General features: G+C 62.6%; 22 protein-coding genes and 2 pseudogenes. 4 read left to right on the top strand and 20 right to left on the bottom strand.

What is annotated here, in order from left to right; genetic code table 11:
• Positions 1-45: 45 nt before the first annotated feature.
• The 5 genes and pseudogenes from BH682_RS34825 to BH682_RS34805 form a co-directional block, all read right to left on the bottom strand.
• On the bottom strand, positions 46-1,059 hold the full coding sequence (locus tag BH682_RS34825; protein WP_075836629.1) for an FUSC family protein: 1,014 nt from the start codon (positions 1,057-1,059) through the stop codon (positions 46-48).
• A 78-nt stretch (positions 1,060-1,137) separates the two neighbouring features.
• A complete protein-coding gene (locus BH682_RS34820; protein WP_075836627.1) occupies positions 1,138-3,258 on the bottom strand; it encodes a xanthine dehydrogenase family protein molybdopterin-binding subunit in 2,121 nt (706 codons plus the stop codon).
• A pseudogene (locus BH682_RS34815) lies at positions 3,258-4,252 on the bottom strand (FAD binding domain-containing protein). Before BH682_RS34815 ends, BH682_RS34820 begins: the two are co-directional and overlap by 1 nt.
• Positions 4,249-4,755 (bottom strand): 2Fe-2S iron-sulfur cluster-binding protein, encoded by a 507-nt coding sequence (locus BH682_RS34810; protein ID WP_029256721.1) that lies wholly within the window; start codon positions 4,753-4,755, stop codon positions 4,249-4,251. The pseudogene BH682_RS34815 and the gene BH682_RS34810 overlap by 4 nt, the downstream one beginning before the upstream one ends.
• A 305-nt stretch (positions 4,756-5,060) precedes the next feature.
• Positions 5,061-7,013 (bottom strand): cutinase family protein, encoded by a 1,953-nt coding sequence (locus tag BH682_RS34805; RefSeq protein ID WP_232354285.1) that lies wholly within the window; start codon positions 7,011-7,013, stop codon positions 5,061-5,063.
• 304 nt (positions 7,014-7,317) lie between these two features.
• Here BH682_RS34805 and BH682_RS34800 point away from each other — a divergent pair, with 304 nt between their 5' ends.
• Positions 7,318-8,388, top strand: a complete 1,071-nt coding sequence (locus tag BH682_RS34800; protein ID WP_003941261.1) for a PDDEXK nuclease domain-containing protein — start codon at positions 7,318-7,320, stop codon at positions 8,386-8,388.
• A 131-nt stretch (positions 8,389-8,519) separates the two neighbouring features.
• Here the strand turns inward: BH682_RS34800 and BH682_RS34795 are convergent, their stop codons facing one another.
• The 10 genes and pseudogenes from BH682_RS34795 to BH682_RS34750 all read right to left on the bottom strand — a co-directional run bounded on the left by BH682_RS34795 (position 8,520) and on the right by BH682_RS34750 (position 17,429).
• Positions 8,520-9,317 (bottom strand): hypothetical protein, encoded by a 798-nt coding sequence (locus BH682_RS34795; RefSeq protein ID WP_075836623.1) that lies wholly within the window; start codon positions 9,315-9,317, stop codon positions 8,520-8,522.
• A complete protein-coding gene (locus tag BH682_RS34790; RefSeq protein WP_223304553.1) occupies positions 9,317-11,278 on the bottom strand; it encodes a hypothetical protein in 1,962 nt (653 codons plus the stop codon). The genes BH682_RS34795 and BH682_RS34790 overlap by 1 nt, the downstream gene beginning before the upstream one ends.
• Positions 11,279-11,306: 28 nt before the next feature.
• A complete protein-coding gene (locus tag BH682_RS34785; protein WP_003941269.1) occupies positions 11,307-11,609 on the bottom strand; it encodes a type II toxin-antitoxin system PemK/MazF family toxin in 303 nt (100 codons plus the stop codon).
• Positions 11,610-11,825 (bottom strand): hypothetical protein, encoded by a 216-nt coding sequence (locus BH682_RS34780; RefSeq protein ID WP_003941254.1) that lies wholly within the window; start codon positions 11,823-11,825, stop codon positions 11,610-11,612.
• Between the two features lie 142 nt (positions 11,826-11,967).
• A complete protein-coding gene (locus BH682_RS36985; protein ID WP_003941264.1) occupies positions 11,968-12,315 on the bottom strand; it encodes a hypothetical protein in 348 nt (115 codons plus the stop codon).
• Positions 12,316-12,344: 29 nt separating this feature from the next.
• On the bottom strand, positions 12,345-13,646 hold the full coding sequence (locus BH682_RS34770; RefSeq protein WP_003941272.1) for an AAA family ATPase: 1,302 nt from the start codon (positions 13,644-13,646) through the stop codon (positions 12,345-12,347).
• 70 nt (positions 13,647-13,716) lie between these two features.
• Entirely contained in the window at positions 13,717-14,904 is a 1,188-nt protein-coding gene (locus BH682_RS34765) for a hypothetical protein (protein WP_075836621.1), read from the bottom strand.
• Complete coding sequence (locus BH682_RS34760) at positions 14,901-15,095, bottom strand: hypothetical protein (protein ID WP_125053203.1); 195 nt, start codon at positions 15,093-15,095, stop codon at positions 14,901-14,903. Before BH682_RS34760 ends, BH682_RS34765 begins: the two co-directional genes overlap by 4 nt.
• Positions 15,092-16,330 (bottom strand): vWA domain-containing protein, encoded by a 1,239-nt coding sequence (locus tag BH682_RS34755; RefSeq protein ID WP_075836617.1) that lies wholly within the window; start codon positions 16,328-16,330, stop codon positions 15,092-15,094. Before BH682_RS34755 ends, BH682_RS34760 begins: the two co-directional genes overlap by 4 nt.
• A pseudogene (locus BH682_RS34750) lies at positions 16,327-17,429 on the bottom strand (ATP-binding protein). Before BH682_RS34750 ends, BH682_RS34755 begins: the two are co-directional and overlap by 4 nt.
• Before the next feature lie 255 nt (positions 17,430-17,684).
• Here BH682_RS34750 and BH682_RS36555 point away from each other — a divergent pair.
• The 3 genes from BH682_RS36555 to BH682_RS34740 all read left to right on the top strand — a co-directional run bounded on the left by BH682_RS36555 (position 17,685) and on the right by BH682_RS34740 (position 19,429).
• Positions 17,685-17,861, top strand: coding sequence for a hypothetical protein (locus tag BH682_RS36555; RefSeq protein ID WP_190287621.1), 177 nt, complete (start codon positions 17,685-17,687; stop codon positions 17,859-17,861).
• An 88-nt stretch (positions 17,862-17,949) separates the two neighbouring features.
• Positions 17,950-18,651 carry a hypothetical protein gene (locus BH682_RS34745; RefSeq protein ID WP_075836615.1) on the top strand — a complete coding sequence of 234 codons (702 nt, stop codon included), beginning with the start codon at positions 17,950-17,952 and terminating at the stop codon, positions 18,649-18,651.
• Positions 18,638-19,429: a hypothetical protein gene (locus tag BH682_RS34740; protein ID WP_075836613.1), complete on the top strand. Its 792-nt coding sequence runs from the start codon at positions 18,638-18,640 to the stop codon at positions 19,427-19,429. Before BH682_RS34745 ends, BH682_RS34740 begins: the two co-directional genes overlap by 14 nt.
• Before the next feature lie 47 nt (positions 19,430-19,476).
• Here the strand turns inward: BH682_RS34740 and BH682_RS34735 are convergent, their stop codons facing one another.
• From BH682_RS34735 to BH682_RS34715, 5 genes are all read right to left on the bottom strand, one after another.
• The gene (locus BH682_RS34735) at positions 19,477-20,196 is read right to left on the bottom strand and encodes a hypothetical protein (RefSeq protein WP_075836611.1); all 720 of its coding nucleotides are present in this window, start codon (positions 20,194-20,196) and stop codon (positions 19,477-19,479) included.
• Positions 20,196-21,059, bottom strand: a complete 864-nt coding sequence (locus BH682_RS34730; RefSeq protein ID WP_075836609.1) for an RAMP superfamily CRISPR-associated protein — start codon at positions 21,057-21,059, stop codon at positions 20,196-20,198. The genes BH682_RS34735 and BH682_RS34730 overlap by 1 nt, the downstream gene beginning before the upstream one ends.
• Positions 21,056-21,493 (bottom strand): hypothetical protein, encoded by a 438-nt coding sequence (locus tag BH682_RS34725; RefSeq protein ID WP_075836607.1) that lies wholly within the window; start codon positions 21,491-21,493, stop codon positions 21,056-21,058. The genes BH682_RS34730 and BH682_RS34725 overlap by 4 nt, the downstream gene beginning before the upstream one ends.
• Positions 21,493-21,693 carry a hypothetical protein gene (locus BH682_RS36195; RefSeq protein ID WP_143542560.1) on the bottom strand — a complete coding sequence of 67 codons (201 nt, stop codon included), beginning with the start codon at positions 21,691-21,693 and terminating at the stop codon, positions 21,493-21,495. The genes BH682_RS34725 and BH682_RS36195 overlap by 1 nt, the downstream gene beginning before the upstream one ends.
• 568 nt (positions 21,694-22,261) lie before the next feature.
• Positions 22,262-23,320 (bottom strand): MinD/ParA family ATP-binding protein, encoded by a 1,059-nt coding sequence (locus tag BH682_RS34715; protein ID WP_223304552.1) that lies wholly within the window; start codon positions 23,318-23,320, stop codon positions 22,262-22,264.
• Positions 23,321-23,846 lie beyond the last annotated feature (526 nt).

The following is a 23,846-nucleotide window of genomic DNA, read 5'->3' as shown; positions in this document are numbered from 1 at the left end:
GTTGCTACCCAGTGAGCCGGGTGTCGAAACTCGGTCGAGACTCCCCTAGCTTCCGTACTCCTCTCGATCGAGGACAGCGAGCGCCGCAAGTAACCCACGGCTGGAGAGAACTATCGAAGGTGCGACGGACGTTGTGACTGTTCCCTGCTGCACGAGCTTTTCGAGTGCGGTCAATCTTTCACGCGTAAGGGGCAAGGTCGTGACGGAACGATGGTCGGTAGGGTCGTGCACCGGACCTCTTCCCGCATCGGCAAAGGCTATGGCCATCGCTTCGAGCAACTCCGAGACGGCACTTTGCAAACTCCCGTTCTCGTTGAAATCGCCGTCCTCGACGGCAAGGATCAGGCCCATGAGATGTAGCGCTGCTCGATCGAGTGCTTCGGCGGCCGGGCGAAACAACTCGGATCCTCCTATACGCAACCACCCACGTTTGCGAAAGTTTCCGACCAGGCTGGCTTCACCGTCCATCACCGCGGTCTCCGCGGCAACGGATTTGTTCACCGACAGAGCGCGTTGACGCCATGAACCCTGTGTTCCAGCACTGGCTTTCACGTCCGCGGCCATCTGTCGGAGAATGTCCGCGACTTCATGCGTACGTGCCACCAAGAGGTCTCTGGCGTCGGAGAGATAGTCCGGCGGCACCAACACGGCATTGACCGCGATGCCCACGAATACTCCGAGCACTACGTCACCAATGCGGTGCATCACCAAGTACGGGTTGGTTGCTGTTCCGTACAGAAGGACCAATACGGCGGTGACGGCGACCCAAATCCCGTCAGGCGACAACCGCGGAATGCGGCCGACGAGTATTCCTGCACCCGCTGCGATGGCCAATGCAGCGACGGTCGGAAGGGTCACCGCCGCGACGGCGGCCACAACAACTCCGAGGACGACCACACTGACCTGGCGGGCGGCCACCCGCATCGAGTTCCGCACGGTGTTCCCGATGATGAAGAGTGCAGCGTACGGAGCGAGAAATGCTTCAGGGCTGTGAAAGACGCTGTTCGCGATCACCCACGCGATGACTACGGCGACTGCGCCTTTCAGAGCTGTGATCAAGCCTATGCTTTCACATCGCTGAATGAGGGGATGCTCGAGAATTGCTTGCTCCTTAACCTTCTACGGTCGTCCGAAGACTCATCTGAACAGGACCTTGTCCGCTGTTACCGGCAAGTCGCGTACCCGCACACCGGTAGCATCGTAGATAGCATTGACAACAGCGGCTGCTGCCCCGACGATCCCGATCTCGCCGGCGCCCCGCGATCCCATCGGGTTGACGTGTGCGTCAGTCTCGTCGAGCCAGAAGGCTTCGATGTCTTGCACATCCGCGTTTGTGCTGATGTGGTAGCTCGCCAAGTCGTGAGTCATCACGTGGCCGAACCTGTTGTCCCGGAAGCTTTCCTCGTGCAACGCCATCGACAATCCCATCGTCATTCCTCCGATGAGCTGTGAGCGAAGCGTTTTTGCATTGATTGCGCGTCCGATCGAGAATGCACCGAGCATCCGGGGGATCCTGATCTCGCCGGTCTCGCGATGTACGCGCGCTTCCGCGAAATGAGCACCGAATGAATGCATGGAGTAAACGTCCTCTTCCGGATTCTCCGGCGTCTCAGTTGTCGTCTCCACGCCGGCAAGGGGAGTGGCGCTGTGTTCCGCGCGGAACTGACGGGCAGCCGCGACGATAGTAGAGCCCCACGACGAGATACCGGCGGAGCCACCGGCAACTGTGGCGAAAGGGAATGTGGTGTCGCCGATTTGGAGCCGAACTTCCTCTATGTGGCATTCGAGAGCATCGGCGGCGATCTGAGTCAGAGCGGTCCAGGTTCCCGTGCCAATGTCGGCCGCCCCGATCTGAACAGTGTAAATTCGATCGGCTCCGAAGACGATGCGCGCTTTCGAACCGGGGTTCGTCATTGCCGGATAGGTTGCCGCTGCCATGCCGGTACCCACCATCCAGTTGCCGTCCGGACTGAGACCACCACGCACCGGACGTCGTCCATCACGCCGACTCCGATCTTTCCACCCGAATCTCTCCGCGCCTGCGTACATGCAGTCGATCAAATTCCGCCCTGACCAAGGTTTTCCGCTCTCCGGATCCACTTCGGGTTCGTTCCGAACACGAAGTTCGATCGGGTCGAGGCCACAAGCTACGGCAAGCTCGTCCATCGCTACCTCGACCGCATACATACCCGGAGTCTCGCCCGGGGCACGCATCCAGAACGGGACTGCAACATCGAGGGCTGCAACCCGGTGCGAGGTAGAGCGATTAGGTGTGGCGTACATGATCCGGGTGGCAACAGCAGTCTGTTCCGCGTATTCCTTGATCTTCGACGTTTGCTCGATTACGTCGTGGGACATCGCCGTCAGAAGACCGTGGGAGTTCGCACCGAGGCGCAGGTGCTGAATGGTGGATGTGCGGTATCCGACGATCGCGAACATCTGCTGCCGCGTGAGCGCGAACTTGACAGGTCGCCCCGCCGTCCTGCGGGCAGCAAGAATCGCTAATACGTTGTGCGCGTGAGGTGATCCCTTCGAACCGAACCCTCCGCCGACATGTGGCGCCACGACTCGCATCTGCTCGAGTTCGAGCCCGAACATGGGCGCCAGGGTCTCGCGAACGACATGAACGCCCTGAGTAGAGTCGTACAGGGTGACGCACGCCCGCCCACCCTCGGCGTCGTCCTCCCAGATTGCAATGCAGGCGTGCGGTTCCATCGGATTGTTGTGTTCGAGTGGAGTGGTGTAGGTCTGATCTATCGTCACATCCGCAGCCACGAATGCCGACTCGACATCGCCGTCGGTCGTGTCGGTCGCGAATCCGTTGACGTCCTCCGGGGCGTAGAGGTCGTCGCGATCGGCTCGTAGCTCACAATCATGAGGGAGTTCGTCGTACTCGACTTGTACCAACCCGGCTGCATGACGGGCTGTCTCGGGTGTTTCGGCAATCACAGCACCGATGAATTGTCCGCGAAAGTGGACGGCTGGGTCCTGGAGTACGGACAGCTCTCGGTCTTCGGTATCCGCCAAGCGTGGGGCATCGAAAACGGTGATCACGGCGACGACACCCTGAAGTGCCTCTGCCAGTACCGTTTTCATGCTGACGACGCGGCCACGCGCAACCGTCGCCTGGACGGCGTGCAGGTAGGTGGGATTCTCCACGGGATGTTCGAACGCGTAGAGCGCCGTCCCCGTGACCTTCGCGGACCCGTCGAGACGCTCCATCGGATTTCCCAGGTAGCCCGGTTCGATCATCCTCATCACGTCGGCCCTCCGGTGGTGAGTGACCTCAGCACCGAAACCATGACGCCGCGTGTCAGGGGAATCTTGAAAGCATTGCCCGACTGTGGGTTCGCGTTCGCCAACTCGGCATCTGCGGCTTGCACGAACACTTCCTCGGTAGGCGGGGATCCCAGCAAGACCTCTTCCGCCTTGTACGCGCGCCAGGGGCGGTGCGCCACGCCTCCGATGGCGATTCGGGCGCCCGCGACAATACCGTTTTCGAGTTCGATCTCAGCGGCGACCGAAACCAGAGCGAAAGCGAAGGAGGCGCGATCGCGTGTCTTGACGTACGTCGACAGCGCCGCCGGTGCAGGCACGGGCAGCTCCACTGCAACGATCAACTGGTCGGGTTTCAGAACTGTGTCATGTTCCGGTGAATCTCCAGGGAGACGGTAGAATTCGTTGACAGGAATGTTGTGCTCGCCACGGCGGTCCCTTACGACGACCACGGCGTCCAACGCAGCCAGCGCGACCGCCATGTCGGACGGGTGCACGGCGATGCATTTGTCGGAAGCCCCCACAGGATTGCGTGGTAGCGCACGTAGCCGCCGACGGCGGAGCAACCAGATCCGGGTTTCCGCTTGTTGCACGGAGTTGTCACGTCCTGGAAGTAGACGCAGCGGGTAGCTTGCATCAGATTGCCGGCTGTTGTCGCGGCATTACGAAGCTGCCCTGAAGCTCCGGCCAGGAGAGCGCGAGCAAGCACCGCGTATCGTCGGCGGATGACGGGGTGGGCTGCGAGATCGCTGTTTCGAACTGTCGCTCCGATGCGGACTCCTCCATCCGGAAGCATCTCCACTCCGGCGAGGGGCAGCCGACTTACATCGATCACCATGCGCGGGTTGGTCACGCCGAGTTTCATACGGTCGACCAGATTCGTACCGCCTCCGAGAAAGGCGGCGCCGGGGTTTTCAGTCACCAGGGCCAACGCGCCGTCGACATCCTCGGCGCGTCGGTACTCGAACGGCATCACGACTGCACTACCTGTCGAATCGCTGCGACGATGTTGCCGTACGCAGCACAGCGACAGAGATTCCCGCTCATGCGTTCTCGAATCTCGGCGTCGTCCAGATCCGGGTCAGCATCGAGGTCCTCCGTGACATGACTGGGGTGCCCGGCCTTCACCTCGTCGAGCATCCCCACTGCCGAGCACACCTGTCCCGGGGTGCAGTACCCGCACTGGAGCGCATCCTGGTCGAGAAAGGCTTGTTGTACGGCATGCAGACCGTCGTGGCCCGCCAAACCGTTTGCCGTGGTGATCTGTGCGCCGTCCTGTGCCACTGCGAACGTCAAACACGTAACAGCGCGCCGCCCGTCGAGGAGGATCGTGCACGATCCGCACTGCCCGTGGTCACAACCCTTCTTCGGGGACGTCACGCCGAGGCGATCCCGCAGCGCGTCGAGCAGCGTGGTTCGAGTGTCGACCGTCAGGGTGTGGCTGCTGCCGTCTACCATCAACGTGATCTCAGCATCGATTCGCGAAGACTCCATGACGAGCACCTACCCAGCTCCGGATTACTCAAACGGGTAGCGTCACGATCTGACGAGGCGGCGTTTGCAAGATCGCGACTAGATCGCACTCGTACACACCGCCGCTACAGCGACCTCACCCGCTTCGGCAGTATCGCGGTCTCCCCCATCTGGGACATGTGCTACTTCGTCAGATTGGGGAGGTGGGTTCGATCGGCGGTGGGGGCTGACCACGCGGGCCCGCCCCTCCAGGAGGGGCCGATCGTTAGATTCTTTTCTTCGAAATGTCGGAGTGCGGGCGGGTTACCGGCTCATGCTGCGCGTCCGATCTGCAGATTGAGCCAGTCCGAGATCCACTGGATCGCGTTGCGGCCAGCGTTGTCGACGACGAGAGAGTTGTAGTTCTGGTGTGCCCCGGAGGCGAAGAAGGATGCTGCGTCGAGCCCCTCCGCTATTAAGGATGCAAGGTCGTTGGCGCCTTGTGCACTGGCCATGGCGGTCAACGAATTAGCCAGTGCTGAGAGTTCCAGATTCTGTGTCGGAGCGGAATCGGTGGTCGCGGCCGTCGAGGACTGTTTGCCGAGCAATGTCGGATCAGTCTTCGTAGCTTTGCCGGCGAGCATGTTGACCGCGACCGTAGCGAGTTCGAGTCCGACTGGGACGAGTCCGGTCATGGCGGCTCCGGCCCCGAGCGGGTCGGGGAGCTGTCCTGGCGGTGGGAGCAGCTTCTCGACTGCGGCCCAAGCGATTTCCTGCACCCGGCCGACGAGGTTTGCCAGGTTGATGATGTCGACTCCTCCCAGGATCGACGCGACGAGCGCCGCGACCTTTGAGTAGCCGGACGGATCCGGGATTGCCGACAGAATCTGTGAGACCCATTTCAGATCGATACCCGCGGCCATCTTCACCAATGGGGAGAACTGGTTGTTCAGATCCCCTGCGACCTTGTGGGCACCGTGGGCGTCGAGCGCGGCGACCTTCTGCGGAAGAAGGTTCAGGTTCGCCAGGATCGCAGGCATATCCAGGGAGGTGAAGGCGGTGGCGACGCCCAGGACTTGGTTGACGACCACTGTGGGTTTGAGTAAGGAGAGGACTCCGGAGGCAGATCCGAGGACGTCACTCGGTGTCGTGGCGAGCGGGGCGATCTGACTGTCGAGGGTGCCAGCAGCGGTCGACAGGGAGGTCAGGTCCGGAGATGAAGCCGGCAGCGTCGTGGAGCCCTTGCTGGCGAGCGTGCTCGCGGTGTCGGCGATCGCGGTCACTGTCGAGAGCGCACTGCTGAGATCAGATTCTCCGGCCTTGTCTAGAACGTGGCCGGCATTATTTTCGGCTGTTCCGGCGGGAGCTGCAGCGAGCTGCCCGTTCGCCGCAGGATTGGCGGCACCGGAGCCGAGTAGTTCCGCGAGCGGACTGATGGTGTTCGCCAGAGTTGTCGCGCTGGAGGCGACCTTCTCGAGGTCGACTGTGCCGTCCGTCTTCGAGAGTTCACTGGTCAGATTGCCAGTGGCTGTGGCGAGGCTGGGAAGGTCGGCTTGGGAGAAATCCGACGCCAGCGCGGTGGCCAGGTGTGAATTGTCGCCTACCTGGCCGTCAACTCCAGCACTCGGAGCTTTGGTGAGCACCGAACCCAGCGATCCGAGCAGCGGGCTCGAACCTTTTTGGATCGAGCAGTAGAGGTCTTTCGGATCGCAGATCGACGCGACCCGGCCCGAGAGCTTCCCCATGCCCTGCGGCCGCGGATCGGCGATCCCCTTTCCTGACGGCTTCGGGCCGATGACTGCTTCGCCGTTCGTTCCGGAACCGGGATCGGCGAGAAGCCCGACCGCGAGGACTTGCTCTGCCTTGAGGGGGCCGGAGCCGTTGCCGATTTCAGAGGCAAGATCACCTGCGATGTCCGCGCCCTGGGAATAGCCGGTGATGGTGAATTTGGTGTCGGAGCATTTCGTTGCGATCTCGGAGATCACGTCCTTCGCCCTCGCCAAACCATCAGATTTGCTGTCTGCGTATGTTTTTCCGTTGTCGAAGGCTCGGGCCATGTACGGCAGAGTGTGGACCTGTGCCGCGCTACCGTTCGTGTCCGCGATGCTGTCGGCGATCGGTTTGAGCATACCGACCGGGATCGAGGGATCGGCGTCTTCTGCGGTTTCCCAGGTTCCGGGGATGAACAGGTTGAAAGTCTTCGAGCATCCGTTTGATTGGGCGGACGCGATGCCCGGCGACATCAAAGCGATGGAGGCTGCGACGACTGTTGCCGTCATCAGCATGCATACCGGACGGTGGATGGTCGAACCTAGGAACGGCATGAGAACCTTTCTCTACCAGGGAACACGATGTACCTGTCCGCGCGCGAACAGGCCTGACGCGCCCGATTTCAGGTGAGGGCCGCTATGGTGCTGGACGTATTCACACCGATCAATGCGCCCTGTGAAGATCTGAACTGTGCGAGGGCCGGGTGATCCTGCGTGTCTAGCGCGCATCCACGCCCGAGTCGCCGTTCCTGCGAGCTGAGGTGTCCAGTGGAGGCATGTCCGGTGGGCGTTCCCAGCAGCGCTGGGTAAAGATGGATGGGTGAATGCTCCAGCCGAACTGCCCGCCGACTACGCCCAGCTTCTCGACCATCTCAAGTCGCAAGTTCGGCAAGCGCGAGTTCGCGCCACCCGAATCGTCAACACCGAACTGCTCAGCCTGTATTGGGACATAGGGCACGCGATCGTGCAGCGTCAAGAGGCCGAGGGCTGGGGTTCAAAGGTGATCGACAGGCTCGCCGTCGATCTTCGATCGGCCTTTCCCGACATGCGTGGGTTGTCGCGGACCAATCTGAAGTACATGCGGCAGATGGCGAGCATCTGGGGGCGCGATGCAATTGGCCAACAACCTGTTGGCCAATTGCCGTGGGGTCATGTGACGGTATTGCTCGACAAGCTGGATAACCAGTCCGACCGCGACTGGTATGCATCAACGGCTGCTGAACACGGGTGGTCGCGCAATGTGCTGCAAAATCAGATCAACAGCGGTTTACGGCGCAGGATCGGTGCGGCACCGTCGAATTTTCAGGACCACCTTCCGGCCGAGGATTCCGATCTCGCTCAGCAATTGGTGCGTGACCCGTACGTCTTCGATTTTCTCGACATCACCGAACGTGTCGCGGAGCGGGAGCTGGAGTCCGCGCTGATGCGTCGGCTGGAGCAGTTCCTCCTCGAACTGGGACACGGGTTCGCCTTTGTTGGACGCCAGTACCATTTCGAGGTCGGTGATCAGGATTTCTATATCGACTTGCTGTTCTTCAACTGGGTGCAAGCGAGGTTCGTCGTCGTCGAGTTGAAGGTAGGCAGGTTTGAGCCGGAGTATGTCGGGAAGCTCGGCTTCTATGTTTCGTGGATCGACGACAACCTCCGCAACAAGGACATCCACGCCCCGACTGTGGGAATCTTGCTCTGCGCCGGCCGCAACGACAACGTCGTCCGGTATTCACTTGCCGGGACAACTGCACCCCTCGCCGTAGCCGACTACACCTATGAGACTCTCCCCTCCCAGGTTCGCGATCTCGTCCCTACCGACGACGAGATCGCGGCAGCTGTGGAAGCCACTGTCTCCGAACTCGACTCCCAACTGCCCGTCAAACCTGACAACTCCGGCTGAGAGGCGCCATTCGATTCCGAACCTGGCCGACATATCCTCTGGTGCCGAGATCGCTACCGGTGTTTCGCACGAGGGTCTGCGAATGCGATGCCTGGTCCTGCCCGGTGCGTCGAGGGGCAGGGCAGGCAGTTCTATGTCCAGTCGATGTGGACGGATTCGATGGAATCGAAGTGAAATCCGAAAGTGTCGCCGTACTGGTCGAATCCCTTGTTTTCAGGGTAATCCATCGTGGCGTGACGTTCGAGGATGGCAACCACCCGGGCATGATCGTCGTTGGCCAAAGCCATGGCGAGTTCTCGTGTTTCGTCGAGACTGAAGGGGCTGTCGGAGTTCGCGAAATCGAGGGTACGCACTCGATAGTCGTAACCTTCTTCGGAACCGTTGCGGACCGACACTCCCCCGCGGACTCGGATGGTGGCCTTCTTTGGTTGCCCGTCGGGTCGTAGGACGCCGGCGCGGTCCATGACGTCGCGAGCTTTGACGTTTTTGAGTTTCTTTTTCGCATCAGCGCGCAGCTCGTTCGTTTCGCCGGAACGGTAGCGCGAGACCGCTGATCGTGAACGGCCGATTTTCTTTGCGACAGCGTCGATTCCGCCGAGGCGTTCGATGGCGGCTCGCCGTTGTGCACGTTCGGTGACGTCGGGGTGTGGAATTCGTCCTTGCTGCGCCCAGCGGCGCAGTGTCCGGTCAGAGGGTGGCTTTCTTCCAGCGTCGACAGCTGCTTGCCGTAGGCCTTCTTTGCCGATTTCGGTACGGAGCTGGCGTACGGAGACTTTGCTGGTGAGTCCGGCCAATCCCCCACTTTTGACCGATTTAGATTTTTCGACACCACTGGTCGCTGCTGTCGAGACGGATACGTTGAGTCCGTCCAAGCCGACGGTCTTCTGTGCGGGTTTGGTTGATCGCGGTTTCGGAAGATGCAGGGCCACTATATGTTTCCTTCATCTTCGTCGGTGAACGCAGCTTTGAGTGCGAGGTTGATCTCGTGGGTGTCGCGTGCGTCGGTCAGCATGACGGTTATGTTTTCGGTGAGCGGGGCGCTCTTTTCCAGAGTCATTTTCCCAAGTGCGTCACTGTTGTCTGCGATGTCGATACCCGGGGGCAGGGGGTAGACCCAGGAGTCGGTGACGGTGCGCAGTGGCCAACGCCCGGTTTCGCGTGCGATGCGCATCGCGACACGGCGACCTCGCCAACGGGAGTGTGCGATGATCGCTGCTCGCCAGAGCGGTTGGTGGTGGTGTTGCATTTGTTTGGCGGTCCACATGTCGGGGTTGACCATTCGGCCGATGTAACCCTTGTAGCAGGCGCCGATGAACCGTTTCATTGCTGTGTCGCCTGTGTCGACGGCAACTTTGCGGGCTTCTCGCAAGAATTTCGCCCACTTGTCGAGGGCCCGTCCCTGTTCGGGGTAGACCCATGCTTCTGCGATGTCGAGGTCGTCGAGTTCTGCGCCGATTCCGCCATCGGCGATGGACGTTTGAAGTGCATCGAGGCTGACGGTGGTGATCCAGGTCTGCACAGGTTGGTCGGCGAGCATGTGTGGGTGAGGCAACGGTAGAGCGGGTGGGAGCGCCAGCATGTCACCCGGTGGGAGGGTTACACGCCAGAGTCCGAACGGGGTTTTCGATTGCCGCGCAGCGTCGAGCGCGTTCTCGCCGCGAAGATGTCGAGGTTTTCCGTAGCCGAATTCGAGCATGCCAGCGGAAGCGAGGTACGCAGCTCGTTGGTCTATCGATACCAGTTGTGTTGCGTCGGAAAGTTCTTCGAGGTCCGGGATGCGGGTCCATCCGACTGCAGGTTCGAGATCTCCGCGGGGTTCGCCGTCCAGCGGTGGGACCGGTCCACCGACAGTGACGACGATTCCTTTACCGCTGCGGGTGCGGTCGCGTTTGATCTTGTCGACGATGGCGGCGCCGGTGCGTGCGGGGGTGGGGCCGGGTAGCACGCCGAGGTGTTGTGCGCACCAGGCGAGTCGGCGTCCCAGTTCCTGCGCAGCGGGGAGGTCGTCGTCGGGGAGGTAGGTTCCGGCGGTGGGTGATCCGAGAATTCCCATGTCTCCCACGCGATTGCCCCATCCGAAGTCTTTGTTCCAGTAGGTCCATACATAGGGTTCGATGAAAATGTCGACCATGGATGTGAAGTTCCCGGTGGTGCGGGAGAGGTGAACGACGTGGCCGGGTTCTCCGCGCAGTTCCCATCCTGCGGTCAGCATGGGGGTCAGCGTGGCGTGGAGGATCGCGGTGAGTTCTTCGGCAGCGCGGGTGCGGAGGATTTCCATGTCGTCGACATCGTCTTCGCTGCCTGGGTCGATGATCCATCCGAGCATTTCGCAAGCTTCGATTCCGACTATCCAGATCTGTGCCGGTGCGCCCAGCGGGGTGAGCGTTGCCCATCTGATGAGTTTGTCGAGTTTTTCGATGGAATCGACTGGGCCGGTGAGTGTGTGGCCAGACGGTGTGTAGGTGCCGGCTGCTGTGACAATGACGGCGTGGCCGTCTGCTGCCTCGCTGGCGGGAGGAAGGGTGCCCGATTCGGTTGCGTCGAGTTCAGATGCCTCGGTGGGTTCCGAATCCACCTCAGCAGTGAGCTCGCTTTGGGGCACAACTGTTTCCGTGTTGTAATCCGAAGACCGTGACGAGTCCGTACCTTGCCGCGCTATGGGGGCGCTTTCGCCTGCCACTGGTTCGACCTCTGGTTCCGCGGCGACACGATCCTCCGCAATCGGCGCACGGGCATCCATCACGTCAGCATCGGGATCCGGCGCCGTGGCGTCTTCGATCCCGAAGAGAGCTGGTTCAGAATCGAGCTCAGAACCTTCGCCATGAACTTCGGGCACCGGAGGAGGATCGAGGTCGAACAGGGGAATCTGCTCCCACTTCTTCACCACCATCTCTCCCCCATCCTCGCTGCTGATTTCCTCATGATTCGAGATCGAATGCTGATCGCAGCGCCCTGCTCAACAACACTTCCTGAGCCGGCAGGAGAAATCCTCGGTTCGCACCGAGTGCCGACACGGGGATGGTCGTCACCCCGTCGCAGTCGGCAACAGATCCGTCCTCGACGCCGTTGCCTTCACCTAAACTCAGTTCGGTCGACAACCCCCGCCCCTTCGAACGAATGGGGGCAACAGTGACCGTCCCCAGGTGGGGCCGAACCAATTCCCTCGTCAGGACCAACACCGGACAAAGATCTCCGAGTTGCGCCTCGTGGATCGGGCGCACTCAGTTCTTCTTCCCGTGCGCGGCAGCGATATTCACATCGCTACCCGCGCCGTCAGACAGGATCTCCACGTCGCGGACCGCCAACTGTCGACGCTGCTCACGCTCCAACGCTCGAAGCACGACTTGAGCACGGCTTTTCGCACGCCCACCGCTGACCTCACTGTCGAGAAACGCCACGATGTCCTCGGGTAGCCGTACCGCGATCTGCGTACTCATAACCATCATGATACCGAATTGGGATGTAAACCGGTACCAGTCCCACATCCATTCATCTCCTTGCAACCACCGCCCCTGACACTCCCGGTGCCGGGGACTGCCGGCCGAACGTCCGTGGATTGTCCGACCGTCAGTGCCCCGATTACTCGGCGCCGTACAACTCGGCGGTGTAATGCCCCTCCCCATTGCATGTGGCTTCTTCCCAATCGACGCCCAACGCGTCGGCCAGGTGGTGCGCATCGGAGAGGAAATCCGCGAACACGGTGGGCAATTCTTCGGTGCCGGTTCCGCAGCGGCGGGCATACGCGATCATTCCGTCTGCTGCCCGCACAGCGCGGACGCCGTTGTCGTGGATCTGCGATTCGGGGTCTTGCTCGTAGCGGAAGTCATCGTGCTTGCTGCCGCCTGCTGTCGATGCCGCGACTGCGTCGAATGTGTCTATTCCTTCCCAGGCGCGTGCACGGTATTCGGGCTTCGTTGTTTCGGACATGTGTTGTGTCCCTTTCCCTTGCGGGTGAGCTACACAGCGGGGGTGCTGTGCAGCGCGGCCAACAGGGCGGTCTGGACCTCGAGCGCGGGCGACGGCGCACCGTGTGCAAGGACGCTCGCGGTCGTGTCATCGATGACGACGGACATGTGGGCGCGGTGACGCGAGAGCATCACGCAGGTGCGGCCCGCGTCGAGGTTGAAAGGTTCGGCGGTCCGGTATCCCGCCAACGGGTGCAGCACCACGACGGCAGGGCGCTCGAGGCCTTGCAGCGAGTTGGCGGTGCCGACCAGTACGTCGGGGTGCTCGCTGAGTAGGGCACGGATTGCCGCAGCCTGGGTCACGTGCGGGACCACCACGGCCACGTCGGCGGCCGTCATTGGCCGCTGGCCTGCGGTGGTGACCAGATCCGCTGCCAGTAGTTCCGCCGCCCGCGCGGCGCATGCGGTCACCAGGGCCGGATCGGACGGGCCTCCGCAGGCTGTGATCGGGCGGTGCGCCAATTCGGGCCACACGGCTCCGCTCGAATCGGTGAGGTGTTCCGGGGGACGCTTGGAGGTGAACGGCAGGTCGGGGTAGAACAGTGGCGCGATCAGTGCTGTGGTGTCGGGTCCGAGTCGCCAGGTGTGCGCCAACCGCACCATCCCCACCGCGTCGCCGTGCGCAGCCAACAGTGCAATCGGGGCGGGTAGATCGGGTGCGGTTTCGCTTCCCTCCCAACGAGATACATCGCCGGTCACCACCGGGTCGATCTGGCCGGGATCACCGACGCACACCACCTGTTTCGCCATGGCTCCCAGCGCTCCCAGATCGGCGTAGGTGCATTGCCACGACTCGTCCACGATCAACACGTCCGCACCGACTCGGTCTGGGTCCGAGAACAACCATCGCGCCGTCGTGCCGATCAGAATTGCACCGACGTCGCCCTGCCAGCGCACTTTCTGTCCCGAGACCACCGGTGTGTCGCCGCTGTCCGGTGCCGGTGCTTTCGCTTTCCACATCAAGGCGGCGCGGTCGGTGAGTGTTCCCAACCGGCGTGCAATCTCCACCGCCTGTTCGCGGGTCTGCGCCGCGATCCCCACGCGCAGATCCGCGCGGTGCGCCAATGCCGCAGCCAGTAATGCAACCAAGCGGGTCTTGCCCGCACCGGGAGGGGACGGCACCACCACCGCCGGATCACCCGACCACACCGAAAACAGCACACGCGCTGTGATCGGGTCGGCCATGATCTCCGACCCCGGCCACCCCGTCAGCGACGGGACGGGCGGACGGGACGACGACGGCACCGGGCCGGAGGGGGCAGCAATATCGGACGACGAGGCAGTAATGCGCATGACGAATCAAACCTTTCGTGAAAAAAGTCTCTGAACTGGCTATTTACCTAAGGCAGGTATGCTGCCGGTGCTATTCCTCTGCGCCCGCTATGAGCACGTCCAACGGCACTTCACGCCGGGAAGGGACGGGTGTCTGCCCCGTCGAAAGCCAGGACCGCCGCCCTCGGTAGAGCCGCCAGTACCGGCCACGACCAGCGCGCATCGTGTGCGGCGACGCCGCTTGCGGCATCAACACCACCGACGCGCCACTCGGCGGCGCATACATCCCCACCGAACCGAGTCCGAGCACCAACTTCCCGCCGACAACCTCGGTCGATGTGACCTCGACAGTGAACTGCTCGAACGGACGCCGTCGCGGTGTACCGACCCACCCGGTGACAGCAGATCCGACCCGCAGGCGCGAATCCAGACGCTCACACGTCACCGACAACGACCCGTTGCGCCGACGTGAACCTTTCGGTGGCGGCGTCATCGATGCCACACCCACCGCGACGTGGCCGGTGTGCAATGCGCGCTCGCGCCACATCGGATCATCGAGCAAGGCTGATGACATCACATCTGCTGCGTCACAACGACTTCGCAGACCCATCGCGGCGCTGGCCGTGTTGTCGGGACGCGACCAGTCGTGACCGTCCACCAGTGCGGACTGTGCCCGAGAAAACGAATAGGCGTCGTCTTCACCGATCGCAGCGAGCAGCGGTAACAACGGGCCACTGCCGATCGCACGCGCCCATTCGTGCATCCCGGCGACACTCTCGTCGGTGATCTGCAACCACTTTCGCCATACCCGCGCCGACCGCTGCGCTTCCGGCACCACTCCGAGCACGTAGCGGGCACTGGAGGCGGCCGGAAGATTCACCACCGCCGATGTGCCGGGATGATCCGCGCGATCTGCCCACCACCCCACCATCGCGGCGCTACCGGAGATGTTCGGGTCACTGTGGTGAGCGTGCGCCCGCGCCAACCCCACCAGGGCCGGGATCGTGCCGGTGTCGTCGGTGAGCAACATCGCCGGGGTATCCGCCGCCAGTGTGCCGCCCAACCGTGCGAGCAACGCCAACCCTGCCTCGTCGCACGCGGTTTCCTCACCTCCACCGAACGACGCAGCGGACACGCTCACACTGCCGCCGCGTACCGTCGCCCGCACCGCCAGCGCCGACGCTGACGGGGTGAACGTAGTGTGTGCGAGCCGAGCAACGGGGCGCCCTGTTTCGGCGGCATAGAGACGCTGAGCCAGATCGAACCATTCCACGCTCACGACACGTCCTCCGTCTGTTCGCACGCCCCGACCACCGGATTCGCAGCGCACTCCCACCCCGCACGCAAGGCCCGCGCCGCCGCATCCTCGCCGGTACCGGCGACCACGCTCGCCACCTGATCCGGCGCGTGACCGGTACCGGTCAACACCTGCTGCGCGTACCGCAACAGATCACCGCTCACCGCGTTCACAACGCACCGACCGGGATCTGCACACTCGACGCCCATTCCGGGGTCCGTGCCAGTGCAGTGTCGTTGCCGATCACCGCGCACACCAGATGCGCCCGCGACGGCCGATCCGGCCACGGCGTATCCCCGTCCGTCAACACGATCACCACGTGCGGGGCAGGACGGGCCGCGTTCGCCGCATCGATCCCGACGCGCATATCCGTACCGCCGCCGCCCACCAACACCACATCAGCCACCGACCGCACCGCCTGCGCAGACGTCGATGCCGCATCGCACGAGAGAATCCGTACCCGCTCCCGCGCCACACCGCCCGCACGCAGCACACCCGCCACCTCACCCATCGCCGCCGACAGATCACCCGCCGACATGGACCCCGACGTGTCGATCACAATCGACACCGTGATCGACGGACCCCGCATCGCCGGGGCCACGATCCCCGGCAGGCTGCGCCGCGACGGACGCGCATAGCTGTAGTTCGTCCGCCCCGACTGATCCGCCAGCGCGCGCCGGATCACCGCACGCAACACCCGATCCCACGCCGCGGTCGGCGGCGTGAGAACCTCACCAGCCCACCGCGCCAATCCTGCCGGTGCGCTCCCGCGCCCCTTCCCTTGCGCCGCCTGCACCGCCCGCGCCACATGACGGCGCACCAGATCCGCTTCCGCGCCGTCCAACCCGTCCGCGACCTCCCCCGCTGCCGCACCCAACTCCCCCGGCACCGGCGCGCACCCCGCACCGGACCCGCATCCCACATCATTCTCGTCTGGAAACTGTTGCCCCGTAGCCGGATCGATCAGGTGCGTGTAGTAGTCCTCTGCGATTCCGCCGTCCTCACACCCGAACGATTGTGGAGTGATCACCCCGTCCGGTAACCCGACGCCCGCCGCCAGCACGTCGTCGTTGATTTCCGCATCCGCCGCGTAATTCCACGCCACGTGTTGCACCGGCTTCGGCAAGGACTGACCCCGCGCACCGTGCGCCCGCAGCAAGTGCCCGACCTCGTGCAACAACACCGCACCCGCCACCGGCACCGGCCACGCACCAGCCCCCACCAACAACGCCGGATCGAGATACAGCCGCCACTGCGCATCCACCGCGAACGTGCCCAACCCCGGTGCAGCAACAGGCTGCGCCGCGAACAACGCCCGCATGAAATACGGCATCTGTTCGGCAGAAACCAGCCGTGCCAGGCGAAACGCCCGCAACTCATCCGGCGCGAGCGCCCGAACCCCGCTCATGCCGCCGCCTCCATCAGACCCGCAGCGGTCAACATCGGCGCGAACCGACGTGCAGACGCCGGGACAGTCGCCTTCGCCGGTCGCGCCTTCGCCAGCGTGCGCGCCGCCGCGCCCGCCACGTCCGGTGCGCCCGCCTCCGCAGCCGCGATCAGCGGACCCCACGCACTGCGCCAGGCCTCCACCGTGCCGCGCCCCGCCGCCCACGCCGTGACACCGGACAGCACCGCCCACACCAGATCAGGACGCGACTGCCAATCGAACGCCGAATCGGGATTCTCCACCACCGCAACCGGATCGGGAAGATCCGCGCTACATCGCCACTGAAAAGAACTCCACGCCCGCGCCCTCACCGATCAACCCGAACACCGCCGTGTTGATCGCCGCGTTGTCGTCCTCCCGCAAATGCGGCAACACCGCCGCCAACATCGACCACGTACGACGCGACGGCCACGCGCCACCGGTCTGCGCCGCCGACGACGGAAAAGCATCCAACGCATCAGGATTGCGCTGCACAAAGCCGGTGATCGAACTGCGCACCAACACAGGCCCGCTGCTCATCGGTGGCCACCGCACGCGAGGCAGGCGGCGCACCCCACCCCGTCGACATACCGTCCAACCACTCATCCACAGACGGCGTGAACTCCACATGGCAGAACCGATTCGCCAACGGCGCTTCCAACTCGTACCCACCAGCAGCGCAATCCGGAGGATTCGCCCCCGCAATCACCCGAGTCCCCTTCGGCAACTGCACATCACCGACAGTCAGATCCAACGCCACCGCCAACATCGCCGCCTGCACAGCAGGCGGACTCGTCGTCAACTCATCCAGAAACAGATACCCACCACCACCGGCCACCAATTCCTTCGCCCACGCCGGAGCCTCCAACGTCACACCGTGCTCCCGCACCACCGGCAACCCAGCGAAATCCGACGGCTCACGCAACGACCCCAACACCGTCTTGCACAACACCCCATCCGCCGCAGCCAACCCACGCACCAAACTCGACTTGCCCATCCCCGGACCCGAAATCAACAACGACGGCACACCCGCCCGCCCATTCGCATCCAACACAGTCACAGCAGTAGCCAGATCAGCCATCAGAACACTCCAAAAAAATCGGCACGATGGTCAGTCGCGCACTCAACAGGACACCTCGAATTATACGGCCTGAACTGCGGAAATGACGGCTTCTGTGGCTCGAAATGGCCCTGCCCCTCGCCGTGCCGGGGGCGCGGCGAGGGAAGGCCGACCAGCCGGCCGGCCCTCTCCCCCCGTGTGACCAGATCGTGTCGTACACACCTGAGATAGTGCGGAGTTGCGAAACAACGCAGAATACGAGAAAGAGATTCACACATGCAGGTCGGCGATCATGTCCGGATCCACACAACCGGTAAGTCGGTGTTCTCCATCGTCGAGATCGATGAAGCCTCGGGAAAGGCCATCGTCGAATCCGTCACAGACGCACCGGGAAAGTACCCCTGGCCGACTGACTTGACCAACCTCGTCGCCGCTGGGAATCCGCAGGGCTGATAGAAAATGTGTCTCGATCACACATCAATAATTGGTCGATTTAGTGCTGTTATTGCCTTATATGGTCTCGAATGCGACCATATAAGGCATGGATGAGATGACGGTGCACGATGCTGCAGCTGCACTCTCGGTGACCGAACGGCAGGTCACCAGACTCGCTCGCGCCGGTTCCATCACCATCGCCCGCGAGGTGGGCAATTCTCTCCTGCTCAACAGTGCATCCGTCCACCGGATGGCCCAGAGCTCTCGCCGTCCCGGACGCCCGTGGAATCCTGAGGTTTCCTGGGCAGCCCTGGCCTTGCTGTCCCACTGCACAGTCGACTGGATCGCTTCTCCGACACAGATCACCCGACTCAAACATCGTTTACGCCGGTCGTCCGCGGCAGAAGTGGCCTACCTCGCCAGAAACCGTGCCACGACACACCACATGGACACGTGGGACGGCGATGGAGATGTCTTGATCAGGGGCGGCTACCTCGCGGCCACAGGCATCAGCGCGGTTGTTCATGTACCGGAAACAGCGGCGCGATTCGGACTGTCCTCCGCGAGAAACGACAAAGCCGACGGGTACATCGTCGACGACGACTTCGACGACGTCGTAGAACAATTCGGGATGCTGTCCCAAAACGGAGATGTCACCCTCCGGGTGGTTTCCGCCCTGAACCCATTCTTCCGTACATCAACGCTTCCGATCGCGGCCGTCGCCGTCGATCTGATGGAATCACTCGACGCCCGCCAGCGCAGCGCCGGCACGCGCGTACTCCAGGAGCTACTCGATGACTTCCGTTGAACGTCCCGAGTGGACTATTCAGGCGCCTGCCGGCGGGTGGGCTACACCGTGGCCGCAAGCCGCGGAGCTGGCCAACGCGATCCCGTCCGACCAATGGACACTGATCGGGGGGCTGATGGTGCAGCTGCACGCAGCGAAAGCAGGAGTGCCACTCAACCGACCTACCCTTGATGTCGACATCGTGCTGCACATAGAAACCGGCGCAGCCGTATTCAACGAAGTCAAGAAACAACTCGAGGATCTCGGCTACGAACTCCGCTGGTCGCTCCAGGACGACGAACCCATCCACCGGTTTACACGTGGAGGAGAAAAGGCCCCCGAGATAGTCGATGTGATGGTCGCCGACCATCTACCACCGAAGCATGTCCCGAAGCTGAAAGGGCACCCGGTCTTCCAGGTCCCAGGTGCCACATCTGCATTGCGGAAAACCGTGAACTGCACGATCGAAATTGACGGGGTACCAACCCGTTTGAGCCTGCCGACCGTTCTGGGGGCTCTGATCCTCAAGGGGGCAGCTTTCATCAGTGACCGCAAAGACACGCAACGCCATCTCGATGACGCTGCAATCCTCGCCAGTGCGATTGGCAATCCGATCGTCGAACGTGATGTGACAATGACGGAAAACGACCCCCGCAGACTCGAGAAACTCGCTGTGGCACTCGAAAACCCACAACACCGTTCGTGGCAACTCGTCCCGGAAGGGCGTCGAGATCGCGCGTACAGGGCGCTGATGACTATCGCTAGCAGGCCCGAGAACCCCAGTTCAGGTACCGCGTAATAGCCGAGCGCCACGACAGAACTTAGCTCCAAGATCGTCTTCGCTACTCACACAGTGAGCGAGAACGGCAGGTTGAGCGTGTGCCGGCGGAAACCGTGCATGTACGGCGGCCGCAGACCGGTGGGTCCTCGGCCACCGGTTGCCACCGCGGTTCCGTGCAGGCATCCATCCGGAGTAGGTCGACCGAGGCTGCCATCAACATGGAGATGGCCTGCCGACCAAGCAGAGGACTCGTCGAGCGGCGTCACTTCCCACCGCAGAACTCGACCTTCGCCCTGACTACGTTTCTTTCCGATCGCGGCGACACCGTGCAGGATCGCCATGATCCGGTCATCGTCTCCCACACATTGCCATGTCACGGCGTCGGTGCTCGTGACCAACAACGGCATGCTCCGCGACCGGTACGGGCCTTGCCTTTCCGAGACAACGCCCGGGAGATCTGCCACGAGATCCCCGAGCGCCGCATGATCGGGGCGCCCCGTCCAGTAGCGCACCACTGGATGATCAACAGGTTTCTCGGGATACGCACAAGTAGCTGCCCAGTGCCACAGGTCTCCGCCCGACAGTTCGCATCGAGCCAAGGGCAAATCGAGGTCTTCAGGGTCGACGTCGGCTGCCAGCGCAGCTACGTCTTCTCCTCGATCGCGCTTGCCCGCCTTCTGGTCCGCCCATATTTCGGCGGCGAGCAGTCCGTCGAGGCTCACTCCCCAGGGTGCGGCGTGCGCGATTCCGTGGGCGAGTCTCGCTTTCACCAGTAGCGGCCTCATCACCAGTTCGCCAGAACTTCCAGCGCGTCGTCTCGGACACTGCGCAGATGTTCGCGCCAGTCCACCGCAGATGCTGTGGTGCCGGCAGTCGTCGATCGTGTGGATTCGACGCGAACCATCCCGTGGCCGATCGACAATCGCCCACCGAGTCGTCCTGCTGCTGTGAATTCGGCGAGGACGTCTGTGAAGAAGGCGATCTGCAGATCGGTGGCTCGGGTGAGGCGGATCCAGGATTCGAAGGTGGTTCCCGCAGGTAAGGTCTCGACTTCGTAGCGCATCAGGTGTGAGCCGGTCGCCGAGTTCTCCGAGTCGGCCTCTGCCGCGGCGGTTGATGGGAAGTCTGCGGTGTCCGAGTCGTCGAATCGGCTGTACCGCTCGATGCCCAGCAGCTCGAACTGGCTCAGTAACGGAAGCTTCGACGGTCTGGACATGATGTGTTCGGTCTCTTTGACCCTCGGTACGACCTTCCCGATCTGGGCGCGACCTTTGATCATCGTGGAGCTGCTGTTACCTCCGAAGACGCCGATCAGGGGGATGAGATTTCGTGCATGCTCGAGTCTGCTTCCGGAGAGGGGTTCGCCCTTGGTTTTTCGTAGGGCTCCTCCGCTGCGGAGGGTGTGGGCCGCCGGCAGCGACAGTGTGCCCTCGTAGTCGAGCACATCGCGGAGGAGTTCCTCACCGATGCGTCGCAGTGTTCCGCGGAAGGAGTTGCCGGAGATGATCGGAACGAGCTCCCCCGTCCCGTCGGGCTGAACTACTTCTTCACGGCGAAAGAGGGCCGTGGTTGTCGAGGTGCTGTCGTCTTTGTGCGAGATCGACGACAGTGCATAGATGTCCAGATCCCAATGCACAGTGCTGGTCATGGTGATGTTTCTCCTGCGTTGTCGCGCTGCCGCCGGGTGTGGGTGTGGGACTCTCGGTATGCCGTCGCAACGATCTGCGTTCGAAGCACCAGCGCCCGGGTCGATTCGCGCATGATTGCCAGCACTGGCTTCGGTGGTTCTCTCAGTAGTTGCGAGAGTTCGAGTCGCTGCGATGCGTTGGGCCTGGATTCGAGCTTCTCCGACACGATGCCCCACCATCGGTCGAGATCGGCGCCGCACCGGTAGGTGGCGAGCCGGACACGATCGGGAAGGTGGTGTTCCCAGTACACGGCTCGGCGGGATGCTACCCATCCGTCTTCCCAGTCGATTCCGTAGTGCAGCAACAGAAGTAGTCGTTCAGCGGTCGAGTGAGGCCCGGTCAGTGCGGGTAGTTCGGGAACGGACGCAAGCCATTTGTCAGTGGAGGTTGCCATTACGATTCCTTCCTGTTCGAGGAGGAGGCGCGTAGGCCGAGTTCCCACCATGGGGGTGCCGCGCGCCATCGATCAAGTTCTGCCCAGTCTTCGAGGAGTCCCGTCCACCGTGCGGCAGGAAGTCGGCGCATCATCGCGAATTGCGGTGCGCTCGCTGCCAGCATCCGCTCTCCGAAGCCGTCCGCGCGCAGGCGGCGCATCGCAGCGAGAGTGCGTACATCGTGTTTGGTCCAGGACAACGAGATGTCGTCGACACTAATTTCGCCCCACCGCGCATGAGGGAGAAGGTGTTTGCGACGCATACCCACTGGCACGACGAGCGCGTGCGCCGAGGTTAACGGTTTCTGCAGGCGCGCTCCGAGTTGTCTCGAAGTCAAAGTTTTCAGCGTGGGTGGGCACGCTCCCACCAACTGGATGTTCAGACGCAGTGCTGGGGTGCGGTAGACCCACGCGCAGACCTGGCACATCCCTTGCGCGGCGGGCGAGGACCACCCGTCGAAGGCAGTAAAGGTGCGTGAAACGACGGATCTGACAGAGATATTGCCGGGGCTCTCACGCCCGCACCGGGCGCAGGGGCCACCGCAGCGGCGACCTTCGACAGGTGGGGGATCAACTGCCCTGTGTGCGGCGGTGCACACGTCTACGATACTCACAGCGTTCGCGTCGGTCATGCAGAGCAAGCTATCTGCGGCACATGACATTACGAACACCGCACACATTACGGCAGTGGATGAACAGCAGCTGTCGAGGCCGCCAGCGTCGGTTTCGTTATGCGGGTCCCTTGTTCACGAAATCGTCGGCGAGATCCGCCGCGAGTTCGAGGTACGCACGTTCGGTCTTCTTGCTCAGCAGCGGCAGGTCGATCGGGCCGCCTTCCCCGAGGTGTTCGTCGAACGGGATGATGCGGACTGCCCGTACGCCTTGCTGACGGAAAACGTCTTCGAGCTGACTCAGGTCGAGAGAAGACGATCCCGGCCGTGTCGAATTGACCACCACCACTGCCTTTTCCACCAGACGTTGATGTCCTTGCTCGTTGAGCCACGCCAAGGTGGAGACAGCCGACCGTGCGCCGTCCTGGGCGGTGGGGCTGACAACAACTACTGCATCGGCCTCGTCGAGGATTCCCTTCATCGCCGAATGCATCATGCCGGTTCCGCAATCGGTGATGATGATGTTGTAGTGCACCTCCAACGTCTTGAGTGCGTCGAGATAGTCCTGCTCGTTGAAGGCTTCGGAGGTCGCCGGATCTGTTTCGTTGGCGAGGATCTCCAGGCGGCTGTCACCCTGAGAGGTGTAGTGCCTCACATCGCTGTAGGTGCGGATCTGGTGATCCGCCAGCAGGTCTCGGACGGTGTACCGGTGCTCGCGATGTTCCCGATCGGCAAGGGTTCCGGCGTCCGGGTTGGCGTCGATCGCGATGACGCGATCGCCTCGCAGCGAGGCGAACGTCGACCCCACGGTTTTCGCTGCAGTGGTTTTTCCCACCCCTCCTTTGAGAGAAACGAAAGCGATTTTGTAGACACCTCGCGACGGCTGATTGATCCGCTTGACCAATTCGAGGTACTCGAGCTCTGCCTGCGACTGACCCGGGTTGACCTTGCCCCCTGTCAATTTGAACAGGAAGCGGCGGAAACCTTTCGCCGGCGGGCGCTTCGCACGACGAATGATGTCGAGGTCGTCGATAGTGCGCTTGGGCGGCGTAGAGGAACGGAAATCCGATGCAATTCCGGCGTTGACCTGGCGCGGTCGGCTGTTTTGCCATTGAGGCGGTGCACCGTTGTGGGGTTGTTGCTGCCCCTGCGGATTTTCTACTGGTACGGAACTCACTTGCCCTGCCGATGGAACGGACGGACGGGGGTCGATCTGTGCGTTTTCGGCTTGCTGATGCTGGGGGTAGGAAAGCGGGTTGAGGGGCTGTGGGACAGAAGTGCTGTCTCCCGGGGAACCGTACGACCCTCGACTGTCTGCGCCGGCGCCTTGCGCGGGAAAAGTTGTCGTAGGCAGATCCCATGCCGGAGTCGACACGGCAGGGGGCTTGGGCGCAGTCGGTGTGGCAGACGGCGCTGCTGGCTGCGCACTCGCCGGCGGGTTGGATGGCACCGCACCCCGAACATTTGTGCCCCGCGCCGAACTCGGCTGGACCGGCTGCGAGTGTGCAACAGTCGCTTCCTGGTTCAACGTGGAGTCGACATAGCGATTGCGCGGAGGGCTCATCGGGGCTGTCTCCTGCGTTTCCTGGACACCCCCGCCGTGACGAATTGGATCGACCGCGGGCGGTCGCGTCTCCCCCTGGTTTGTCTCCGGAGGGGCGATCGGCTGCCAGCTATCGTTCGCCGCCTGGGATCCTGATTCG

The sequence above is a fragment of the Rhodococcus sp. YL-1 genome (genome assembly GCF_001942025.1).
Taxonomy (GTDB): domain Bacteria; phylum Actinomycetota; class Actinomycetes; order Mycobacteriales; family Mycobacteriaceae; genus Rhodococcus_F; species Rhodococcus_F qingshengii.
The sequence above is the reverse complement of the archived record's forward strand: the minus strand, read 5'-3'. Positions and strand labels throughout refer to the sequence as shown.

Bases quoted from the DNA above. Each gene is read 5' to 3' on its own strand.
- BH682_RS36555 (WP_190287621.1), top strand. From the start codon at position 17,685: ATGCAGGTCGGCGATCATGTCCGGATCCACACAACCGGTAAGTCGGTG.
- BH682_RS34730 (WP_075836609.1), bottom strand. From the start codon at position 21,059: ATGACCAGCACTGTGCATTGGGATCTGGACATCTATGCACTGTCGTCG.
- BH682_RS36195 (WP_143542560.1), bottom strand. From the start codon at position 21,693: ATGCGCCGCCTGCGCGCGGACGGCTTCGGAGAGCGGATGCTGGCAGCG.
- BH682_RS34805 (WP_232354285.1), bottom strand. From the start codon at position 7,013: ATGCTGATGACGGCAACAGTCGTCGCAGCCTCCATCGCTTTGATGTCG.
- BH682_RS34755 (WP_075836617.1), bottom strand. From the start codon at position 16,330: ATGAGCGGGGTTCGGGCGCTCGCGCCGGATGAGTTGCGGGCGTTTCGC.
- BH682_RS34790 (WP_223304553.1), bottom strand. From the start codon at position 11,278: ATGGTGGTGAAGAAGTGGGAGCAGATTCCCCTGTTCGACCTCGATCCT.
- BH682_RS34780 (WP_003941254.1), bottom strand. From the start codon at position 11,825: ATGAGTACGCAGATCGCGGTACGGCTACCCGAGGACATCGTGGCGTTT.
- BH682_RS34820 (WP_075836627.1), bottom strand. From the start codon at position 3,258: ATGAGGATGATCGAACCGGGCTACCTGGGAAATCCGATGGAGCGTCTC.
- BH682_RS36985 (WP_003941264.1), bottom strand. From the start codon at position 12,315: ATGTCCGAAACAACGAAGCCCGAATACCGTGCACGCGCCTGGGAAGGA.
- BH682_RS34770 (WP_003941272.1), bottom strand. From the start codon at position 13,646: ATGCGCATTACTGCCTCGTCGTCCGATATTGCTGCCCCCTCCGGCCCG.
- BH682_RS34745 (WP_075836615.1), top strand. From the start codon at position 17,950: ATGGATGAGATGACGGTGCACGATGCTGCAGCTGCACTCTCGGTGACC.
- BH682_RS34740 (WP_075836613.1), top strand. From the start codon at position 18,638: ATGACTTCCGTTGAACGTCCCGAGTGGACTATTCAGGCGCCTGCCGGC.
- BH682_RS34725 (WP_075836607.1), bottom strand. From the start codon at position 21,493: ATGGCAACCTCCACTGACAAATGGCTTGCGTCCGTTCCCGAACTACCC.
- BH682_RS34735 (WP_075836611.1), bottom strand. From the start codon at position 20,196: ATGAGGCCGCTACTGGTGAAAGCGAGACTCGCCCACGGAATCGCGCAC.